At 38.4% G+C, this 17800-nt stretch carries 22 protein-coding genes; 19 read left to right on the top strand and 3 right to left on the bottom strand.

Annotated features, from left to right (window positions below; genetic code table 11):
- Positions 1–6: 6 nt before the first annotated feature.
- The 8 genes from QNI29_RS11205 (at position 7) to QNI29_RS11170 (ending at position 4991) form a co-directional block, all read left to right on the top strand.
- Positions 7–864, top strand: coding sequence for a DUF72 domain-containing protein (locus QNI29_RS11205; RefSeq protein ID WP_231416570.1), 858 nt, complete (start codon positions 7–9; stop codon positions 862–864).
- Between the two features lie 8 nt (positions 865–872).
- A complete protein-coding gene (locus tag QNI29_RS11200) occupies positions 873–1472 on the top strand; it encodes an HD domain-containing protein (RefSeq protein WP_231416569.1) in 600 nt (199 codons plus the stop codon).
- Between the two features lie 109 nt (positions 1473–1581).
- Complete coding sequence (locus tag QNI29_RS11195; RefSeq protein ID WP_370635431.1) at positions 1582–2544, top strand: thymidylate synthase; 963 nt, start codon at positions 1582–1584, stop codon at positions 2542–2544.
- Between the two features lie 23 nt (positions 2545–2567).
- A complete protein-coding gene (locus QNI29_RS11190; protein ID WP_231416567.1) occupies positions 2568–3056 on the top strand; it encodes a dihydrofolate reductase in 489 nt (162 codons plus the stop codon).
- A gap of 286 nt (positions 3057–3342) precedes the next feature.
- The gene (gene tatA / locus QNI29_RS11185) at positions 3343–3570 is read left to right on the top strand and encodes a twin-arginine translocase TatA/TatE family subunit (RefSeq protein ID WP_231417567.1); all 228 of its coding nucleotides are present in this window, start codon (positions 3343–3345) and stop codon (positions 3568–3570) included.
- A 21-nt stretch (positions 3571–3591) separates the two neighbouring features.
- Complete coding sequence (locus QNI29_RS11180) at positions 3592–3792, top strand: twin-arginine translocase TatA/TatE family subunit (RefSeq protein ID WP_231416565.1); 201 nt, start codon at positions 3592–3594, stop codon at positions 3790–3792.
- A gap of 89 nt (positions 3793–3881) precedes the next feature.
- Positions 3882–4664 carry a twin-arginine translocase subunit TatC gene (gene tatC, locus QNI29_RS11175; protein WP_231416564.1) on the top strand — a complete coding sequence of 261 codons (783 nt, stop codon included), beginning with the start codon at positions 3882–3884 and terminating at the stop codon, positions 4662–4664.
- Between the two features lie 105 nt (positions 4665–4769).
- Positions 4770–4991 (top strand): YozE family protein, encoded by a 222-nt coding sequence (locus tag QNI29_RS11170; RefSeq protein ID WP_231416563.1) that lies wholly within the window; start codon positions 4770–4772, stop codon positions 4989–4991.
- A gap of 42 nt (positions 4992–5033) precedes the next feature.
- On the opposite strand, the gene QNI29_RS11165 is transcribed toward QNI29_RS11170, so the two are convergent.
- On the bottom strand, positions 5034–5120 hold the full coding sequence (locus tag QNI29_RS11165; protein ID WP_231417566.1) for a YjcZ family sporulation protein: 87 nt from the start codon (positions 5118–5120) through the stop codon (positions 5034–5036).
- 211 nt (positions 5121–5331) lie between these two features.
- Here QNI29_RS11165 and QNI29_RS11160 point away from each other — a divergent pair, with 211 nt between their 5' ends.
- The 10 genes from QNI29_RS11160 to QNI29_RS11115 all read left to right on the top strand — a co-directional run bounded on the left by QNI29_RS11160 (position 5332) and on the right by QNI29_RS11115 (position 15179).
- Complete coding sequence (locus tag QNI29_RS11160) at positions 5332–6483, top strand: exonuclease SbcCD subunit D (RefSeq protein WP_231416562.1); 1152 nt, start codon at positions 5332–5334, stop codon at positions 6481–6483.
- A complete protein-coding gene (locus QNI29_RS11155; protein ID WP_231416560.1) occupies positions 6407–9601 on the top strand; it encodes an AAA family ATPase in 3195 nt (1064 codons plus the stop codon). The genes QNI29_RS11160 and QNI29_RS11155 overlap by 77 nt, the downstream gene beginning before the upstream one ends.
- 134 nt (positions 9602–9735) lie before the next feature.
- On the top strand, positions 9736–10125 hold the full coding sequence (locus QNI29_RS11150; protein ID WP_231416559.1) for a DUF5365 family protein: 390 nt from the start codon (positions 9736–9738) through the stop codon (positions 10123–10125).
- 69 nt (positions 10126–10194) lie between these two features.
- The gene (locus tag QNI29_RS11145) at positions 10195–10443 is read left to right on the top strand and encodes a DUF2584 family protein (RefSeq protein ID WP_231416557.1); all 249 of its coding nucleotides are present in this window, start codon (positions 10195–10197) and stop codon (positions 10441–10443) included.
- Between the two features lie 339 nt (positions 10444–10782).
- Entirely contained in the window at positions 10783–11469 is a 687-nt protein-coding gene (locus QNI29_RS11140) for a uracil-DNA glycosylase (RefSeq protein WP_231416555.1), read from the top strand.
- Positions 11470–11647: 178 nt separating this feature from the next.
- Positions 11648–12304 carry a VrrA/YqfQ family protein gene (locus QNI29_RS11135; RefSeq protein WP_231416554.1) on the top strand — a complete coding sequence of 219 codons (657 nt, stop codon included), beginning with the start codon at positions 11648–11650 and terminating at the stop codon, positions 12302–12304.
- An 85-nt stretch (positions 12305–12389) separates the two neighbouring features.
- On the top strand, positions 12390–13352 hold the full coding sequence (gene msrA, locus QNI29_RS11130) for a peptide-methionine (S)-S-oxide reductase MsrA (protein WP_284526480.1): 963 nt from the start codon (positions 12390–12392) through the stop codon (positions 13350–13352).
- Between the two features lie 184 nt (positions 13353–13536).
- Positions 13537–14136 carry an alpha/beta hydrolase gene (locus tag QNI29_RS11125; protein WP_231416553.1) on the top strand — a complete coding sequence of 200 codons (600 nt, stop codon included), beginning with the start codon at positions 13537–13539 and terminating at the stop codon, positions 14134–14136.
- A gap of 60 nt (positions 14137–14196) precedes the next feature.
- A complete protein-coding gene (gene sfsA / locus QNI29_RS11120; RefSeq protein ID WP_231416552.1) occupies positions 14197–14907 on the top strand; it encodes a DNA/RNA nuclease SfsA in 711 nt (236 codons plus the stop codon).
- A gap of 68 nt (positions 14908–14975) precedes the next feature.
- Complete coding sequence (locus QNI29_RS11115; RefSeq protein ID WP_231416551.1) at positions 14976–15179, top strand: DUF6501 family protein; 204 nt, start codon at positions 14976–14978, stop codon at positions 15177–15179.
- Between the two features lie 40 nt (positions 15180–15219).
- Here QNI29_RS11115 and QNI29_RS11110 read toward each other — a convergent pair whose 3' ends face one another.
- Positions 15220–15591 (bottom strand): cbb3-type cytochrome c oxidase subunit I, encoded by a 372-nt coding sequence (locus tag QNI29_RS11110; protein WP_231416550.1) that lies wholly within the window; start codon positions 15589–15591, stop codon positions 15220–15222.
- A 126-nt stretch (positions 15592–15717) separates the two neighbouring features.
- Here QNI29_RS11110 and QNI29_RS11105 point away from each other — a divergent pair, with 126 nt between their 5' ends.
- A complete protein-coding gene (locus QNI29_RS11105; RefSeq protein WP_231416549.1) occupies positions 15718–17316 on the top strand; it encodes an amidohydrolase in 1599 nt (532 codons plus the stop codon).
- 74 nt (positions 17317–17390) lie between these two features.
- On the opposite strand, the gene QNI29_RS11100 is transcribed toward QNI29_RS11105, so the two are convergent.
- Complete coding sequence (locus QNI29_RS11100; RefSeq protein WP_231416548.1) at positions 17391–17738, bottom strand: winged helix-turn-helix transcriptional regulator; 348 nt, start codon at positions 17736–17738, stop codon at positions 17391–17393.
- Positions 17739–17800 lie beyond the last annotated feature (62 nt).

Below are 17800 nucleotides of genomic sequence, written 5' to 3'. Positions count from 1 at the left end.
AGGGGAATGATGAATGTTTCGATTGGCGTTACGGGTTGGGGAGACCATGATCAACTTTATCCTACAGGTACGAAAAATCATGAGAAATTATCTGCCTATGCTTCGCATTTTCCTGTAGTGGAAATTGATAGTGCGTTTTATGCTATTCAACCTAGACGTAATTACGAGAAATGGGTTAAGGAAACTCCTGATGGTTTCTCATTTGTTGTAAAAGCCTATAATAAAATGACAGGGCATCATAAAGAGAAACTATCGTCAGAAGAAGTACGTGATATGTTTATCGCGTATAAAGATTCCATTCAACCGTTAGTAGATGCCGGGAAACTAAGGTTTGTATTGTTTCAATTTCCACCATGGTTTTCTGTGTCGAAAGAAAATGTTCAGAAACTCCGTGTTATTCGTGAGCTCATGGGAGATTTACCAGTTGCTTTAGAATTTAGAAACCAGACGTGGTACTCTAGTTCTTATAGAGAACAGACACTATCGTTTATGGATGAAAATAATTGGATTCATGGTGTAGTGGATGAACCTCAAGCTGGAGAAGGTTCTGCTCCTACTGTTCTTAGAGCCACACATTCTGAGGAGACACTTGTTCGATTACATGGTCGAAATGTACATGGCTGGAATAAAAATGGCCGAGAAGATTGGAGAGAAGTTCGTTTCTTATACAGATATAACGAAGAAGAGTTGAGCGAATGGAAGAGAAATGTGAAAACATTGTTAGAACAGTGTGAACACGTAACGGTTCTGTTTAATAACAATTCCGGTGGAGACGCTGCTGATAATGCTAAACAATTTATAGATCTGTGCGAGGTCAATTATGACAATTTAAATCCGAGACAAATGGATTTATTCCAGGATTAGGGGGGCTTATGAAGAAGAACACTTTGGAGCAATTATCATCATTTATTTATAATCGTTTTACACATGACGCTACAGGACATGATTATTATCATATGAAGCGGGTTGCTATAACAGGAAAGAGATTAGCTTTACAGGAAGGCGCAGACCCGGTTGTATGTGAGATAGCAGGTTGGTTACATGACGTTATGGATCCGAAGCTGACAGATGACCCTGATCGAGAAAGACAGGTTATAATTGATTTACTTCGATCAATGTACGTTTCCTCAGAGGTTCAAGATCAAATTTTTATAGCGATGGAGAACGTTTCATTTAAAACAGGTCACCAAGTTCCAACCTCACTAGAGGGAAGAATTGTTCAGGATGCAGACCGGTTAGATGCAATGGGAGCGATAGGAGTTGCGCGCGCGTTTGCATATGGAGGGGCAAAGGGACAAGCTATACATAATGAAACATCAGAAAAAACAACAATTCAGCATTTTTATGAGAAGCTTTTAACGTTACAAAGCCTCCTGAATACTGACTCTGCTAGAAAGATCGGTCAACAAAGGCATGATTTTTTAAAATGTTACTTAGACCAATTCTACGAAGAATGGGAATGTAAAAATTAAAAAAAGATGGTTCCTTTTAGCGAATTTGAATTTTGTTTTGAGGCTAATAAAATTGAGGATATATGATATAATGTCTCGGAATAGTTTTAGAGAGAACGAGGTGTCAGTTTTGGAAACAAATGAAAAAGCATACTTAGATATGTGTCGATATATTTTAGAACATGGGGCTCATAAAGGTGACCGTACCGGTACAGGGACCCTGTCCACTTTCGGTTATCAGATGCGCTTTGATCTATCAAAAGGGTTTCCGCTCTTGACGACAAAGCAAGTTCCTTTTCGTCTTATTAAAAGCGAACTTTTATGGTTCTTAAAAGGAGACACGAATATTCGTTATCTCCTCAAGCATAACAATAACATTTGGAACGAATGGCCATTTAAACAGTGGGTAGAAAGTGATGACTACACAGGACCTGATATGACGAATTTTGGTCTGCGAAGTCAACAGGACGATGACTTCCATGAACAGTACAAAGAGCAAATGAATCGTTTCAAAGAACGCATTTTAGAAGATGGTACCTTTGCTGATACATACGGAGATCTTGGGAATGTGTATGGTAAGCAATGGCGTAACTGGGAGTCCTCTCAAGGTCATACGATAGATCAGATTAAGCAGGTCATTCATGATATAAAAACATCCCCTGATTCAAGAAGACTAATTGTATCTGCATGGAACCCTGAAGATATCACGCCAGATCGTGCAGCCTTACCTCCTTGTCATATATTATTCCAGTTCTATGTGGTAAATGGGAAGTTAAGCTGCCAGCTATACCAGCGGAGTGGTGATGTTTTCTTAGGCATTCCTTTTAATATTGCAAGCTACGCCCTACTTACTCATTTAATAGCTGAAGAGTGCGGTCTTGAGGTTGGGGAGTTTATCCATACGATTGGGGATGCTCATATTTATACCAATCACATTGAGCAGATTAAAACTCAACTCTCTCGCGAGATGAGACCACTTCCTTCTTTGAAAATTGAAAAAGAAGGGAAATCGATTTTTGATGTAGAGATCGAAGATATTACACTAGACGGATACGACCCGCACCCCCGTATTAAAGCACCTGTTGCTGTCTAGTTGCTGAGAAGGAGGAAGAACAAATGCTCTCATTTTTAGTCGCAATGGATCGAAATCGCTTAATAGGAAGAGATAATGATTTACCTTGGAGATTGCCTAATGACTTGAAATTTTTTAAATCGGTTTCAACTGGAAAGACCATAATAATGGGTAGGAAAACATTTGAGTCAATGAATGGACCGTTGCCTAATCGAGAAAATGTGGTTCTGACACGAGATGAGGACTTTAAAGCTGAGGGTTGCAAAGTAATCCATAGCTTGGATCCAGTATTTGAATGGAATAAACAAAACCCTGATAAAGAGTACCTCATCATAGGAGGAAGTCACATCTTTGAACAAACTCTTGGTGAGGCAGATCGGATGTATATTACACGAATTGAGGAAGACTTCGTTGGTGACACTTACTTCCCTCCATTTAATAAAGATGAATGGATACTTACGAAAAAAGAGCAAGGTAAACAGGACGATAAGAATCCATACGAATATTACTTCTGTCAATATGACCGAAAGTAAGAATGAAACTCATGCAGGTTGTTGCATGAGTTTTTTTATAAGGAAGAGATCTTTAGTGGACATAAAGGAAGAACGTCTATCTAGAATTATAGATGAAACATAGACAAAACATATAAAAAGGCTTACAATCGAAGACGAAAGACATATTTTTCCCGTGGATATTAGAAATAATTTATCATGGATCTGTTTAGAGTACGGATGTTTGTGAGAAACTTAAAATAATAGATCCAATTAGAAAAAATGCGCAGTTAGAATGACTGCCATTTGGACAAGGGACGGTGAGGACATGTTATCAACAATTGGTATTCCAGGGTTAATCCTGATCCTTGCAATTACACTTATCATTTTTGGGCCCAAAAAGTTACCTGAAATTGGTAAGGCAACAGGGCAGACATTAAAGGAATTTAAGAAATCAGCCCGGGAATTGACGAATGATGAAGATGATCAGACGATCATTGAATCTAAAGGAAATTCTTCTAATCAAGATCAAACATCCCCTAACACTCAACAATAATAAAGACATGGAGTGGTGATTATGTTAGGCTCAATTGGCGTACCTGGTCTTATACTTATTTTAGTGATTGCTCTTGTCATTTTTGGACCTTCTAAACTTCCTGAGGTTGGTAAAGCTGTTGGTAGTTCACTACGTGAATTTAAAAAAGCAACATCAGACCTCACTAGTGGTGATTCTGAAGATTCCAAGAAGATTGATCAAAAGCAAGACAAAAATGCTTAAAGTGTTTGTATAAGGAGATGTAAGGGGCAAAGTCTCTTACATCTTCTTTCATGAAAATGGAATCGACGCTCCCATTTGGAGGTGCAGCAATGGAACACGGACATAATAATTTAGATAAAGAAATGAATGTAACGGAGCACTTAGGGGAACTTCGGAAGCGATTAATTATTACCATCAGTGTTTTTATTCTCTTTTTTATTGGCGGTTTTATTTTTATAGAAGAGATCTTCCAATTCTTTAAACTAGGATTCGAGCAGCGACTGCAGGAGTTAGATAATCAGAACACCACCCTGACCGTTTTAGGGCCATTTGATATATTATGGGTTTATTTAACGTTAGCAAGTGTGATTGCTATCGCCGGTACACTGCCTGTTCTCTGCTTACAAGTGTGGTTGTTTATTAAACCTGCCTTAACACCTAAAGAACAGAAGGTGTCTCTAGCCTATATCCCGGCTATTTTCCTCCTCTTTATTGGAGGATTATGCTTCGGATATTTCATGATTCAACCTTTAATATTTAATTTCCTGGTTTCTTTAGGGGATAACATGTTCACTATGATGTTTACAGCAGATAAGTATTTTAAATTCTTATTAAGAATCACATTACCTTTCGCCATTTTCTTTGAAATTCCAATCATTATGATGTTCTTAACAAGTCTTGGAATTGTTCAACCTGGTTTACTGCGAAAGGTGCGTAAATACGCGTACTTTGTACTCATTATTATAGGAACTATGATTTCTCCTCCGGACTTTATTCTTCAAATTGTAGTGGCAATTCCACTCATTGTTCTCTATGAGGTATCCATCATTCTATCGGGTATCGTAGCTAGAAAACAAGCAAGGAAAACAGAAGAATTCACAACAGAATCATAACAGAAGAAAAGGATACCTTGAGGGTATCTTTTTTCTTTCTAGATTGCTTTTTACAAGACTTCATGTTACAAAAGTAAAAAGCATGATATAGCAAGGGGGAAGAGAATGCGATCGTTTTACCATTTTATGATGACTTTTCGCGGTAAGTTAGTACCTGATGATAAGAGTGGGTTAGCGGACTGGATGTTTGAAGATGCTAACTTCCCGAAACATTCCCATTCTTATGATGAGATAAGCCGTTACTTAGAGTGGAATATACCATTTCCAACTGCATTAAGTGTTTTTGATGAACTGTGGGAAGAGTATCAAATGAATGAAGCAATTTAACGTTTAACGTATAAAAAAACCGCCTTTTGGCGGTTTTTTGCATTAATAAAGGAATGTAGCACCAACAATAATTAACAAAATAAATAAGACAACGATTAGTACGAAATTATTTCCATAGCCACAGCTCATGTGAGGCCCCCCTTTTTCATGGATAGTATTACAATATGGTGAAATAGCGGAGAATGTATGGGCGAATGCGGAGAAAAGGAAATTAATTTGTATTACAATGGAATAGGAAGTGGTTGACGTTACCTCTTCCATTATAATCTTTGAGATGACACTTGATTATTTAGCTCAGTGATATAGAATTTGGTACGATAGTGCAAAGGGAGGTTCATCTATGAAAATTATTCATACTGCGGACTGGCATCTAGGGAAGCTTGTCCATCAATTACATATGACAGAAGACCAAGAATACATTCTTGATCAATTTATAGAGATCGTAAAAAATGAGAAACCAGATGCGGTTATTATTGCAGGAGATTTATATGACCGGGCTGTACCGCCAAAAGAAGCGGTTGATTTATTAAACCGCACACTCATTACGTTAATCTTTGATTTAAATATACCCGTATTAGCGATATCGGGAAACCATGACAGTCCTGACCGTTTAAATTTCGGAAGCCAACTTTTTAAACGACAGCAATTTTATTTGCAAGCAAGATTAGAGGATGCTTTTACACCAGTTCGCCTTTCAGATGAATATGGCGAAGTAAATTTTCATTTAATCCCTTACGTCGAACCTGCAGATGTTAGGAAAGTTCTAGAAGACGATACAATTGAGACCCACCAGCAAGCTATGAAAGCGATTATTGATCATATAACAGAAGATCAGCAGCAAGAAGAACGCCATATATTTGTGGGTCACGCGTTTTTAGCGGGTGGGATGGAATCAGAATCTGAGGAAAGACTGTCCATGCTTGGAGGTGCCCCTTATATTCAGGCTGAGCTCTTCCGAGACTTCTCCTATGTAGCACTTGGACACCTGCATCAACCTCAAAGAGTTCAAGATGAATCGATTCGTTATTCAGGTTCTATATTAAAGTATTCCTTCTCAGAGGCCCGCCATAAAAAAGGGGTAACAGTTGTGGAATTAGACCATGATGGTGTCTCTTCTATCAGACAAGAACCCTTGGTTCCTAAACGAGATATGAGGGTGAAAGAAGGGTATTTACATGATCTTCTTGACGAACATGAAGAAGGTATGGAGGATTACCTGCATATTAAACTGCTTGATGAAGGTCAAATTCTCGATCCTATGGGGAAGCTCAGGAAGAAATATCCTAATGTATTAAGTCTAGAACGCGTAGGGTTAATTGGTAAGGCACATACTGATCAATTATCCAATGTTCAAGAGAGAAAGCAAATGTCTCATATGGAGTTGTTTGAATCCTTCTATAAAGAAGTAAAAGGTAGTGAGATGGATCATCAGAGAAAAGAAGCCATTTCTACTATTATTAACGAAATTCAGGAACAAGAAAGGAACCAATAGTATGCGAGCGATTCAACTAACAATTGAAGCATTTGGGCCATATTCTGATCGGCAGGTGGTCGATTTCACCCAATTAGGTCAAGAAACGGTGTTTCTTATTACAGGGCCTACCGGTGCCGGAAAGACGAGTATATTTGATGCGATGGTTTATGCATTATACGGTCGTGCAAGCGGTAGTGACCGAGATCAAGATACATTAAGAAGTCATTTTGCAGAAGAGGACCAGCAGACGGAAGTTCAGTTTCGCTTCGAACTAAAACAGAACATGTATGAGGTGAAGAGAACCCCTCGGCAATTAAAGAAAAAAGAAAAAGGTGAAGGGTTTACCGAGCAACCCCCGAAAGCTGAATTATATCGAATAAAAGAGGGAGAACATGAGCTTCTTGCTTCGAAGATCAGAGAAGTAAATGAGTCTATTGAAAATATGCTTCATTTAGACTATGAACAATTTCGAAAGATGATTATGATCCCACAGGGTGAGTTTAGACGCCTGATATCAGAGAACAGTAAAGAACGAGAAGAGATCTTACAGAAAATCTTTCAAACGTACGTTTATGAACAAATGACTGATCGTTTAAAAGAGGAGTCAAGAGAGTTAAAAAATGTAATAGAATCCATAGAGGCAAGGGAACAAGAAGAACTCAATCGTTTAGATTGGGATGAGGAAACACGTGATTCTCTATCATCTTCATCTGATGTGCTAACAAAGCTTCAACAAGATATAGAATCTGACGAACGGCACCATCATCATAATAGAGAGATGATTGAGAAAGAACGAAACACGTTAACATCCGCTCGAGAAACTTTTTATGAAAAGAAACAGTTAAAACAATCCTTCCAGAAATTGGTTCAACAAGAGCAAGAAGTCAAACAGCTGGAAAAACAAAAGCCTGAGATGGAAAAGGTCGAGCAAGAAATTGGGGCTGCGATTAAGGCCAGTCGGGTTAAGCCCTATGAAGAACAAGTTGTTCAAAGAAAAGAAGAAAAGAAAAAGCAGCAAGATCAACTCTTTCAAAAAGAAAAAGCACTCCAAAGCCTCAATGAACGCTACCAACAAACCAAAAAAGACTATGAATCCGCCATTTCTAAAGAGGATGAATTAGAGTCATTAAACTTAACCATCCAACAAAAGAAAAAAGATTATGAGAAGCTAGAACATTTTAAAACATTGCAAGAAGATGAGAAATCTCTCAAGAAATCGAAAGAGCAAGTGGAAGCTTCGGTTAAGAAATTAGAAGAACAAATGAAAGAATTAAATGAGAAGTGGCAGAACCTTTCAAAAGAAACAGCCGATTCACAAGGTTTAACGAAGCGGTATTATGAAGTAGAAAATCAGGAAAAAGAATACAAAAATCGACTAGAACAGTTACAAAACCTGATAAATGAAGAAAAAAAGATCCAAACGATGATTCAGTCTTATCACCAATCAAAAAAACGACTCGAGGATGCAAAAAAGGATATTGAGCGTTCAAAAGCTAATTTGAAACAATTAGAACAGACTAACCAACAGAATCAAGCTGTTCGATTGGCGAGCCACTTAAAGAACGGAGAAGCATGTCCAGTTTGTGGATCCTTAGAGCATCCGGATAAAGCAACTACACATAAGACACCCATTTCTGATGAAGAACTTGAGCGAGCGAGTAAACAGCTAGAAGAAGCCGAAGAAAAGCATAGTAAAGAGCAAGAATCATATATTCAAATTAAATCTGATGGACAAACTCAGCGCCAAATAACGGATCAGCTCTCGAATGATCTCGTGGAACATTTAAAAGAGGACCTTATAGACAATAATACTCGGCAAGAACAGTTTCAATTTTGGCAAGAGAAGCAAAAAACTTTACGTTTGGAGAAGGAGTCACTTTCCCGTCAGATTCAACAAATTGAGGGTGCTCGTAAAGAAATGGACGAAGTAAGCCAAATGATTAGTAAGGTGAGTGAAACACTAGAAAGCAGCCGTAAACAACTCTCATCACAACATGATCAGTGGCTAACGGCATCTACAAAGCGAGCTCAAATTGAAGAAGAAGTGTCTGGTATGACTGCTGATATTGAAAGTTTCAAACGTGAGCTATCCAATATGGAGGAAGAGTATCTGAAGAAGCAAAAAGCTTTAAAGGAAACTACGGAAGCTTATCAAAAAGAAAGAGAACAAAAGCAAAAGTTAGAAACAGAAATAGAAGGGCAAAAAAGTTTTTTACAAGAAACAGATCATCATGTCCAAGCAGCTACAGAGTCCTTTGAGAAGTTCTTAATAGAGATGGGCTTTCATTCCGTTGAAGATTATACTCATGCCAAAATGGACACTCACATCGTTGAACAAAAACAAAAAGAAGTAGAGAATTTCCATTCATCCTATAAATCTCTATTAGAAGGTTATGAGACGCTTAAAAAGCAACTTGATCACGAAGTTGAGCCAGACCTTTCTTATTACGAGGAACAGGTAACCTATTCAGAGAAAAGACTTCAGCAACTTAACGAGAGTCAACAAGTATTGCATCTGAAGATTAAGGAACAGAAGAGGATCCATAGTAAATTACAGGACTTACTAGATGAGAAACTAAAGAGTGAACAAAGATATTATTATATTGGAGAGCTATCACAATTAGCTAGAGGTGATAATTCTTATAAATTGTCATTTGAGCGCTATGTACTTTCGGCGTTTTTAGATGAAATTATTCTTCAAGCTAATCTTCGGCTTGATGCAATGACAGAACACCGTTATCAATTGGAACGTAGCAAGGAAAGAGCAAAAGGCGGGGCGCAGAGTGGTCTTGACCTTGAAGTGCTTGACCACTATACCGGCCAAAAACGGTCTGTCAAAACATTATCTGGAGGGGAAGGATTTAAAGCTGCCTTAAGTCTTGCGCTTGGAATGGCGGATGTTGTACAAGCCCATGCAGGGGGTGTTCAATTGGATACCTTATTTATTGATGAAGGCTTTGGCACTCTTGATGAAGTTTCCTTAGAACAGGCGATTGACTGTCTGAAAGATCTCCAAAAAGGAAATCGAATGCTAGGTATTATCTCGCACGTACCTCAGTTAAAACAAGAAATCCCTGCTAAATTACAAATACTTCCTTCTCCTAAAGGGTCTACGTGCCAATTTATCTTCCATTAAATAACTGGAAGTATTTACATCTTAAATTCTGACAATTTCGCGTGATATAGTAATGGATAGAATTAATATTAATCTATTTCCATTATCATTATACGAAATGACAGCGTGAGTACGTTGAGGAGGCCTTTATAATCATGAGAATTGTCACAGCATCAACCCCTGAACAGCATAAGTATGTAAAAGAAATGGTTACATATTTTTTTGAATCCCTCTTTCCTTTTTTCTTCTCTAGTTCTTATAGAGAGGATTTAAAGAACTTCGGAGTCCTTGAGTTAAAAGATCTAGAAGAGTTTTCCCTTAAAGAAATACTAGAGATCACCGCTGCTCTTCAGACATTACAGAGTCTTATGGAATGTATGTCTGAAGAAGGTTCGGAGATGAAACATTCCAAGCAGTTTGAACGAAATACTAAAATTCTGACTAAGCATTCGATTTATTTCCCATTCAACTATGATGACTTCTCGTCAGCCGACGGCGAGTCTCTCTATATGGCAGGTAAGGCTTATAATCAATGGATCATATAGAAATGACTTGTCAAGCACCCGACTCTAAAGTAGGATAAAGGAAAAAGGATAGGGATGGAGGGGATGAGGATGTCTATGCCTCTTTCATTAGAAACAAGGATTATTACTTTTGGTGATGAAAAAAGAGTAGAGGAAAAAGAAAACGTATTTGAACTCTATCTCGATCGGTATTGTTTATTTCCTGTAGATGAATTAGTAGAGGTTTTACGAACTGAGGACTCAGAGCAGACCGGCACGGCTAAAATTGTCGAAATGACTTGGGCCAATGGTCAAACACGATTAGTCTACCGATTAATTTCGTTATATAGCGTCAATTAATGACAGGAAACAAAAACTCATGTAGAATGTTGCGCTTGCCCGGGAAATAGAAAGCATTTCCCTTATGAATTTTCATGAATTTGCCATAAGTCATTCATTCCAGAGGGACTTCTTTCGCTTATACTGAAAGTAGACCAATCATAAATGAGGAGAAAGAAGGGATTCCTATGATGACGGCTATGGTTTTTGGACTGATTCTAAGTGGTAGTTTTGCTCTCATAATCGCGGGAGAGCTAACAACAGATTGAACGATTCCGACATTGAATGCTATACTTCAAAAACAGGTACCCTTATGGTACCTGTTTTTATTTATCTACATAATGCCCGAGGAGAATGGATATGGAAATTTTAAAAAACGATTGGAAAGATGTTTTAGATAGCCAATTTAGACAAGAGTATTATCAGCATTTAAGGGAATTTTTGAAGAGTGAGTATGCCAATAAAATGATTCATCCTCCTATGCATGATATCTTTAATGCTTTGCACTATACGTCCTATAAGGATACAAAGGTCGTCCTATTAGGGCAGGATCCTTATCACGGAGTTGATCAAGCTCACGGATTTAGTTTTTCGGTTAATCCTGGAGTAGCAATCCCTCCCTCTCTCCGTAATATTTATAAAGAGTTAAAGGAGGATGTTGAGATCACCCCTCCAAATCATGGGCACTTACTACATTGGGCTGAACAAGGCGTCCTTCTATTGAATACGGTATTAACTGTAAGGGAAGGTCAAGCTCACTCTCATAAAGGGAAAGGATGGGAAAAGTTTACGAACGCTGTAATTGAAGCGATTAATCAGCGTGAATCCCCGGTTGTGTTTTTATTATGGGGGAAACCTGCTCAACAGAAAATGAATATGATCGATACAACTAAGCATTTGTGTTTAACGGCACCTCACCCGAGTCCTCTGTCTGCCTATAGAGGCTTTTTTGGAAGTCACCATTTCTCTCGAACAAATGAATTTTTAGTACGACAAGGCCTCGATCCTATTGATTGGCAACTTCCACATGATCCCTATTCATCATAATACTGTATGCACTCCTCTAACCATTCTAAACGATTGATTAGAGGAGTTTTTAGTTCTGAATTTATTGAAGGATTGTAGAAACGATTGGCGATCCGACTAAAATTATTAGATTCGCCTACACCTTCCATCCCTTCTTTACGTACATTAGAAGTAGTGAATATAAAAAGGAGGGGAGCCAATGAATCAAGGTATGAGATCATTTGGTCCCGGTAATATACCCCAAGCAGGAAGAATGTTTAATCAAGGCCCTAGATTACCACAAATGCCCCAAAGGTTTGGACCCCAAGGATTTCAAAATCCACTTCCTCGTAATTTTACGGGGTTCAATGGATTTGGAGGCATGCAAGGGTTTCCTGGTATGTCGAATATGGGAGTTCAAGAAGTCGCTAGCCAAGCGCGTGGAGGAGGCGGCCTTCTCTCAAAACTCTTTTCCTCTGGAGGGGGAGGGGGACTTCCGTCATTAGGCGGAGCAGCTCAAGGATTAGCGGGAACTGGCGGTGGAGCTACTGGGATGTTGAATAATGTACAACAAGTGCTGAAAATGGCTCAATCAGCCATGCCAATGGTCCAAGAATATGGGCCGATGGTACGTAACATTCCGACGATGTTTAAGTTAATGAAGATTATGAACGAACCAGATGATGGTGATGAAACAGTAGAATCAGATGACCAACAAGAATCTGATGTTACTCTTAATAAAGAGAATAAAACGAAAAAAGAACCATCTAGCACGGTAGCTAGTCACACTTCCCAAAAAAACTCTAATAAGAAAGAGCCTATTTCAAAACCGTTGTCAGAAGGAAACGGGCCTTCTAAGCCAAGAATGTATATCTAAATAAGCAATTTTCTTGATTTTTCACCTCTTAAAGGAAACAATATAGGATACGATCTATTTGTTTTGATTAGAGGAGGAATGCATCGTGACGAGCAACAATCTTGAGATTGCGACATTTGCGGGTGGCTGTTTTTGGTGTATGGTAGAACCATTTGATCAGCGTCCAGGTATTCATAAAGTGGTCTCCGGTTATACAGGAGGTCACATGGAAAATCCTACGTACATGGATGTTGTTACGGATACAACAGGCCATGTAGAAGCTGTGCAGATTACGTTTGATCCTGAGATATTCCCTTATGAACATCTTTTGCAAGTGTTCTGGCAGCAAATTGATCCAACTGATGCAGGTGGACAGTTTGCAGACCGTGGAGAATCGTATTCAACTGCTATTTTCTATCATAATGAAAGACAGAAAGAATTAGCGTTGAAGTCTAAACATGAATTACAAGAGAGCGGAAAGTTTAAAGCTCCTATTGTAACAGAGATTTTGCCTGCTTCTACTTTCTATACAGCTGAGGAAAAGCACCAAGATTATTATAAAAAACAGCCTTATCACTATAAACGTTATAAACAAGGATCTGGCCGTAAAGATTTTATCGAGACTCATTGGAAGATGGAGAAAGACCCTAACCAACTAAAAGAAACACTCTCACCTATGCAGTATAAAGTGACACAAGAAAATGGAACTGAACCTCCTTTTAGAAATGAGTACTATGATCATGAAGAGGAAGGAATTTATGTCGAAGTTGTCTCTGGTGAACCTTTATTCAGCTCCCGTGACAAATACGATGCTGGTTGTGGTTGGCCAAGTTTTACACGCCCGATTGATTCCTACTTTGTAGAAGAGAACATGGATACTACTCATGGTATGATCCGAACTGAGGTGAGAAGCCGAGCAGGTGATTCACACCTAGGGCATGTTTTTGATGACGGTCCAAAAGAAGAAGGTGGCTTGCGCTATTGTATTAACTCTGCAGCCTTGAAGTTTATTCCAAAACACGAATTAGAACAAAATGGCTATGGATATTTACAATTTCTGTTTAATTAATAGGAACTATAAACCCTCTTTGATTAATATCAGGGAGGGTTTTTGAATAGGGATTTATTGTGCATTGCTCATTTCAGAAAAATGAGTAGTTATTGACATTATCTCGAAATCGAGATAAAATTTTAGTAGATCATGATGGAAAACCATAATTATATTATGTAAACTTAAAGGGTGGGATATGAAAATGAAACATTTATTTAAACAAGGGGAACAAGGGAAGCCGGTTTTTCTTCTTTTACATGGGACAGGTGGAACTGAAGAGGATTTACTTCCTATAGCTGATATGATCGATCCTAAAGCATCTGTGTTATCCGTTAGAGGGCAGGTTAATGAAAATGGGATGTCACGTTTTTTCAAACGTCTACGTGAGGGCGTTTTTGATGAGGAAGACCTTGTCTACCGGACAAATGAGTTGTATCGTTTCCTGGATTGGGCTGCAGAGAAGTATGAATTTGACCGTAAACATGTTGTAGCGATCGGCTATTCAAACGGTGCTAATATAGCGGGGAGTTTACTCTTTCATTATAAGCAAGTTTTATTAGGAGCTATCCTCTTTCATCCTATGGTTCCGCGTAGAGGTGTATCACTTCCGGACATGAGTAATTTACCCATTTTTATTGGAGCAGGAACAAATGACCCTTTATGTAAACCTGAAGAAACAAAAGACCTTAAAGACCTATTAGAAGGGGCTTATGCGAGGGTTCACCTTTATTGGGAGAATAATGGTCACCAGCTGACAGAAGCGGAAGTTTATGAAGCTAAGAAGTGGTATACTAGCATATGAGAGACTTGAGGGTGATGGTTGAAGCTCCAAGGCATTCTTTTTTTGGGGGGTAGTAAATTCATGTTCATTCCTTTTCATCAGCCACTTTACGAAGCTACATTCGTAGAACGACCAAACCGATTTATTCTTCATTGCCGCCTAAGACATTCAAAAGAAGTCGTTAAAGTGCATCTCCCTGATCCTGGCCGATTGAAAGAAGTGCTTCGAGATGAAGCCACGATCTATGTCCAATATAGTGATAAGAAAGACCGCAAAACAAGTTGGTCAGCTGTATTGGCTCAAGACCCCGTTGATGGTGCTCTCATTTCCTTGCAAACAACACTAGCCAATCATCTGATAGAAAAGGCTCTGAAAGAAGAAATGATTGAGCCATTCAAGTCGTTCCTATTTAAGGCTAGAGAATTTACTAAAGGTCATTCAAGGTGGGATTTCTATGTTTCTAAAGGAAATCAACATCATTTAATTGAGGTCAAGAGTGTGTCCTTAGGTTACAAGGGGGAAGGGTTTTTCCCTGATGCCGTTACTAAACGTGGGACGAAGCACGTTACCGAATTAACTTCTATCATTGAAGAAAACGATTGGCATGGGACGATTCTCTTTGTTTGCCAACGGAATGGACTTCATTCTGTGCGTCCTGCTGAACATATTGATCCTTCGTTTACGAAAGCGCTTAAAAATGCTCGTGATAAAGGGGTTCATCTCTTAGCTTATTCTACAACGATTACCCTTGAAGGGATTTATCTGTCAGAAGAGGTACCTGTATTCATATAGGAAAAGATTGAATCAATTGATTGATCTATAGTAAGATAAGAATAGTTGTACATAAAGGAGTTGTCGAAATGATTCATAAAACTTGGTACGAAACAGAAACCATAAAAAAAGTGGAATGCGTGCATGCGGATGCAGAAAAGTACATTGTAGACCGCGTGCTCACACCTGGGAAAATATATGATGTTAAGAATGAAACAGAAGAGTTTATCTTCATTATTGATAATACAGGTCGTATGGGCGGTTTTAAGAAAGACTATTTTAAAGAAGTATAAAAAAAGGACCTCGTTTCGAGGTCCTTTTTTTGTGCCTTTTTTAAGAAGCTTTCAGGTTCACACAAATATTCCAAACAAAAGCTATAATGCCTAAGACCGTTACCGTTGAACCGATAGCTGCTCCCATTCCAAAAGCATCGTTTTCAAGGTAAAGTAATAAGAATAAGGAAATCATCATAATTGGCAATCCAATGTTATGGAGCCAAAAATGAATTTTTCCAGATAGCGATTGCCCTAGTGCCGGAAAATGATAATATAAGATACCTGCTAGTGTTAATGAGGTCCAACCTAATAAGTTCATGTGTACATGTACGGGAGTGAAACGGTAATCATGAGTAATGGACATGATTAATCCTAATACTACTGAGATTAAAAAGTATAAGGCAGAAATCTTTATCAATTTAATAGCCATGTAGCTTCCTCCTTTCTTCTCATACTACTCTATGCCTATGTTGAAGTAGGTCATAATATCCATTTACGTTTTAGGATTTTAAAGAAGGGTAGAGTACTTTTGGAATCACTTAATAGGAGGGATAGCATGATTATAGAAAATGTTCGTATTTATACACCAGATCAGTCCTTTGATCATTCAAAAACGTATTCTTTACATATTGAAAATGGAGTATTTACAAAGATTGAAGAAGGACTAAATGGAGATCCGGATGCAATAGATGGTGAAGGAAAAACGATAGTAGCTGGATTTATTGATTCCCATATGCATTTATTACGCTTTGGATTATTAAAGAAAGAGTTAGATCTTACAGAAGTGACATCTTGGAAAGAGATGAAAAAAGAAGTAGAACAGCATTATAAATCTCTTGAAGACAAAAATTGGATCTTCGGAAAAGGATTTGATGATGCTCAGTTCTCTGATATTGATGATCTTCTTACATCAGATGACCTTAATGAAATTGAAATTGATAAATATATGTACTTTATGCATCATGACCAGCATGAATGTGTTATTAGCCATAAGCTTTTAGAAAGACTTCAAGAGGAAGAGGATTTTTATAAACAACCTGAAGTATTTAAAGAAAGAGATGAAGAAGGTAATCTTACCGGTCGATTTAAGGATACCATGGTACACTTTATTAACTATCACCTCTGGGAACGTTCTATTGAGGACACAAAGAATGCTTTATGTGAAGCGATCCCTTATCTGGTTTCTAACGGGATCACGTCTGTTCATACCGATGACCGAAGCTTTGTCGGTTCATATGATACACTTTGGAAAGCATATGAAGAGGTAGAGGAGCAAGGGGAGCTGCCTATTGAAGCATTCTTGCACCATTACGTATACGATGAGAAAGATCTTGATGATTTTATCAAAGACACCGTTCGACGTACTGGTCAAGGAACAGATCATATCAAAGTAGGATCGATTAAAATCTTTCTAGATGGAACGCAACGTCTTCACACCGCGGCAATGAGACAACCTTATCCAGATGCTCCAGAAACAACGGGTCAATTGATTTACGAACAAGAAGAATTGAATCGTATGATTCGTAAAGCCTCAGAAGCAGGAATGCAAGTAGCGATGCATGCTCTTGGAGATCGAGGGGTGGAATCAGCACTCATTGCTTTAGAACAAGAGGAGGCCAATACATCACAATTGAGGCATCGGATCATCCACGCTCAGACATTAGGAGAAGACTTGTTGAAGCGATTAGGCAAAGTGGGAGCATACATTGAAACGCAACCTACCTTTTTAATGGGTGAATGGGATAAGAAGGATAATTGGAGTCCAGAAGAACTGCTCCCATATTGTGATGCATTTCAGAAAATGCTTCAGCATAATGTTCCGATTACACTAAGTTCTGATGCTCCAATTGGTTCTATTAATCCACTTGACTCTGTATTTGCTGCAGTCAATCGCGTTGATGACAATCATCAACCTGAGGGTGGATGGATGCCTGAAGAGAAGCTCTCAATTCATCAGAGCTTTAAGGCATTTTCAGAAACACCGTCTTATTTGGAATTCCAAGAATCTAGAAAAGGCAGGATTAAAGAAGGTTATCAAGCTGATTTCGTCTTATTAGATGCATTTCCTACAGAAGTAGATCCTCTTCAAATACGTTCGTTATCTGTTGAAGAAACTTGGGCAAAAGGAGAGCGTGTATATCTTCGGAGTAAATAATTAACTATTATAAAGAAACAATGTGATCTAAAAAGGGTCCAGTCAAAATAGACTGGACCCTTTTAAAGTTAGGTTTATGATTCGATTGTTTCTTTCTTTAATTCATCACCTGTTTGAGCAATGTGGTCTTCCCCCCATGTGCATAAGGAAGTTAAGATTGTCTCAAGACTCCATCCGTAGTCAGTTAAGGAGTATTCCACTTTAGGGGGCACTTGATTATAGACTCTTCTTTCTATGATGCCGTCATCTTCAAGTTCTCTTAATTGTTGAGTTAACATTTTTTGAGTAATTTCAGGGATCAGTCGTTTTAACTCGCTTGTTCGTTTTGTTCCATTATCAATTAGGTGACAAAGTATAACAACCTTCCACTTTCCACCAATTACATCCAATGTTGCTTCTACAGGAATATTATATTGCTTCACGGGAACCCTCCTAACAGCTGGTACACAAGTTTTCACCATAATAGTATAACGTTCCTAATAGT

The sequence above is a fragment of the Pontibacillus chungwhensis genome, assembly GCF_030166655.1.
Classification (GTDB): domain Bacteria; phylum Bacillota; class Bacilli; order Bacillales; family BH030062; genus Pontibacillus.
This window is presented reverse-complemented; position numbering and strand designations above follow the sequence as displayed.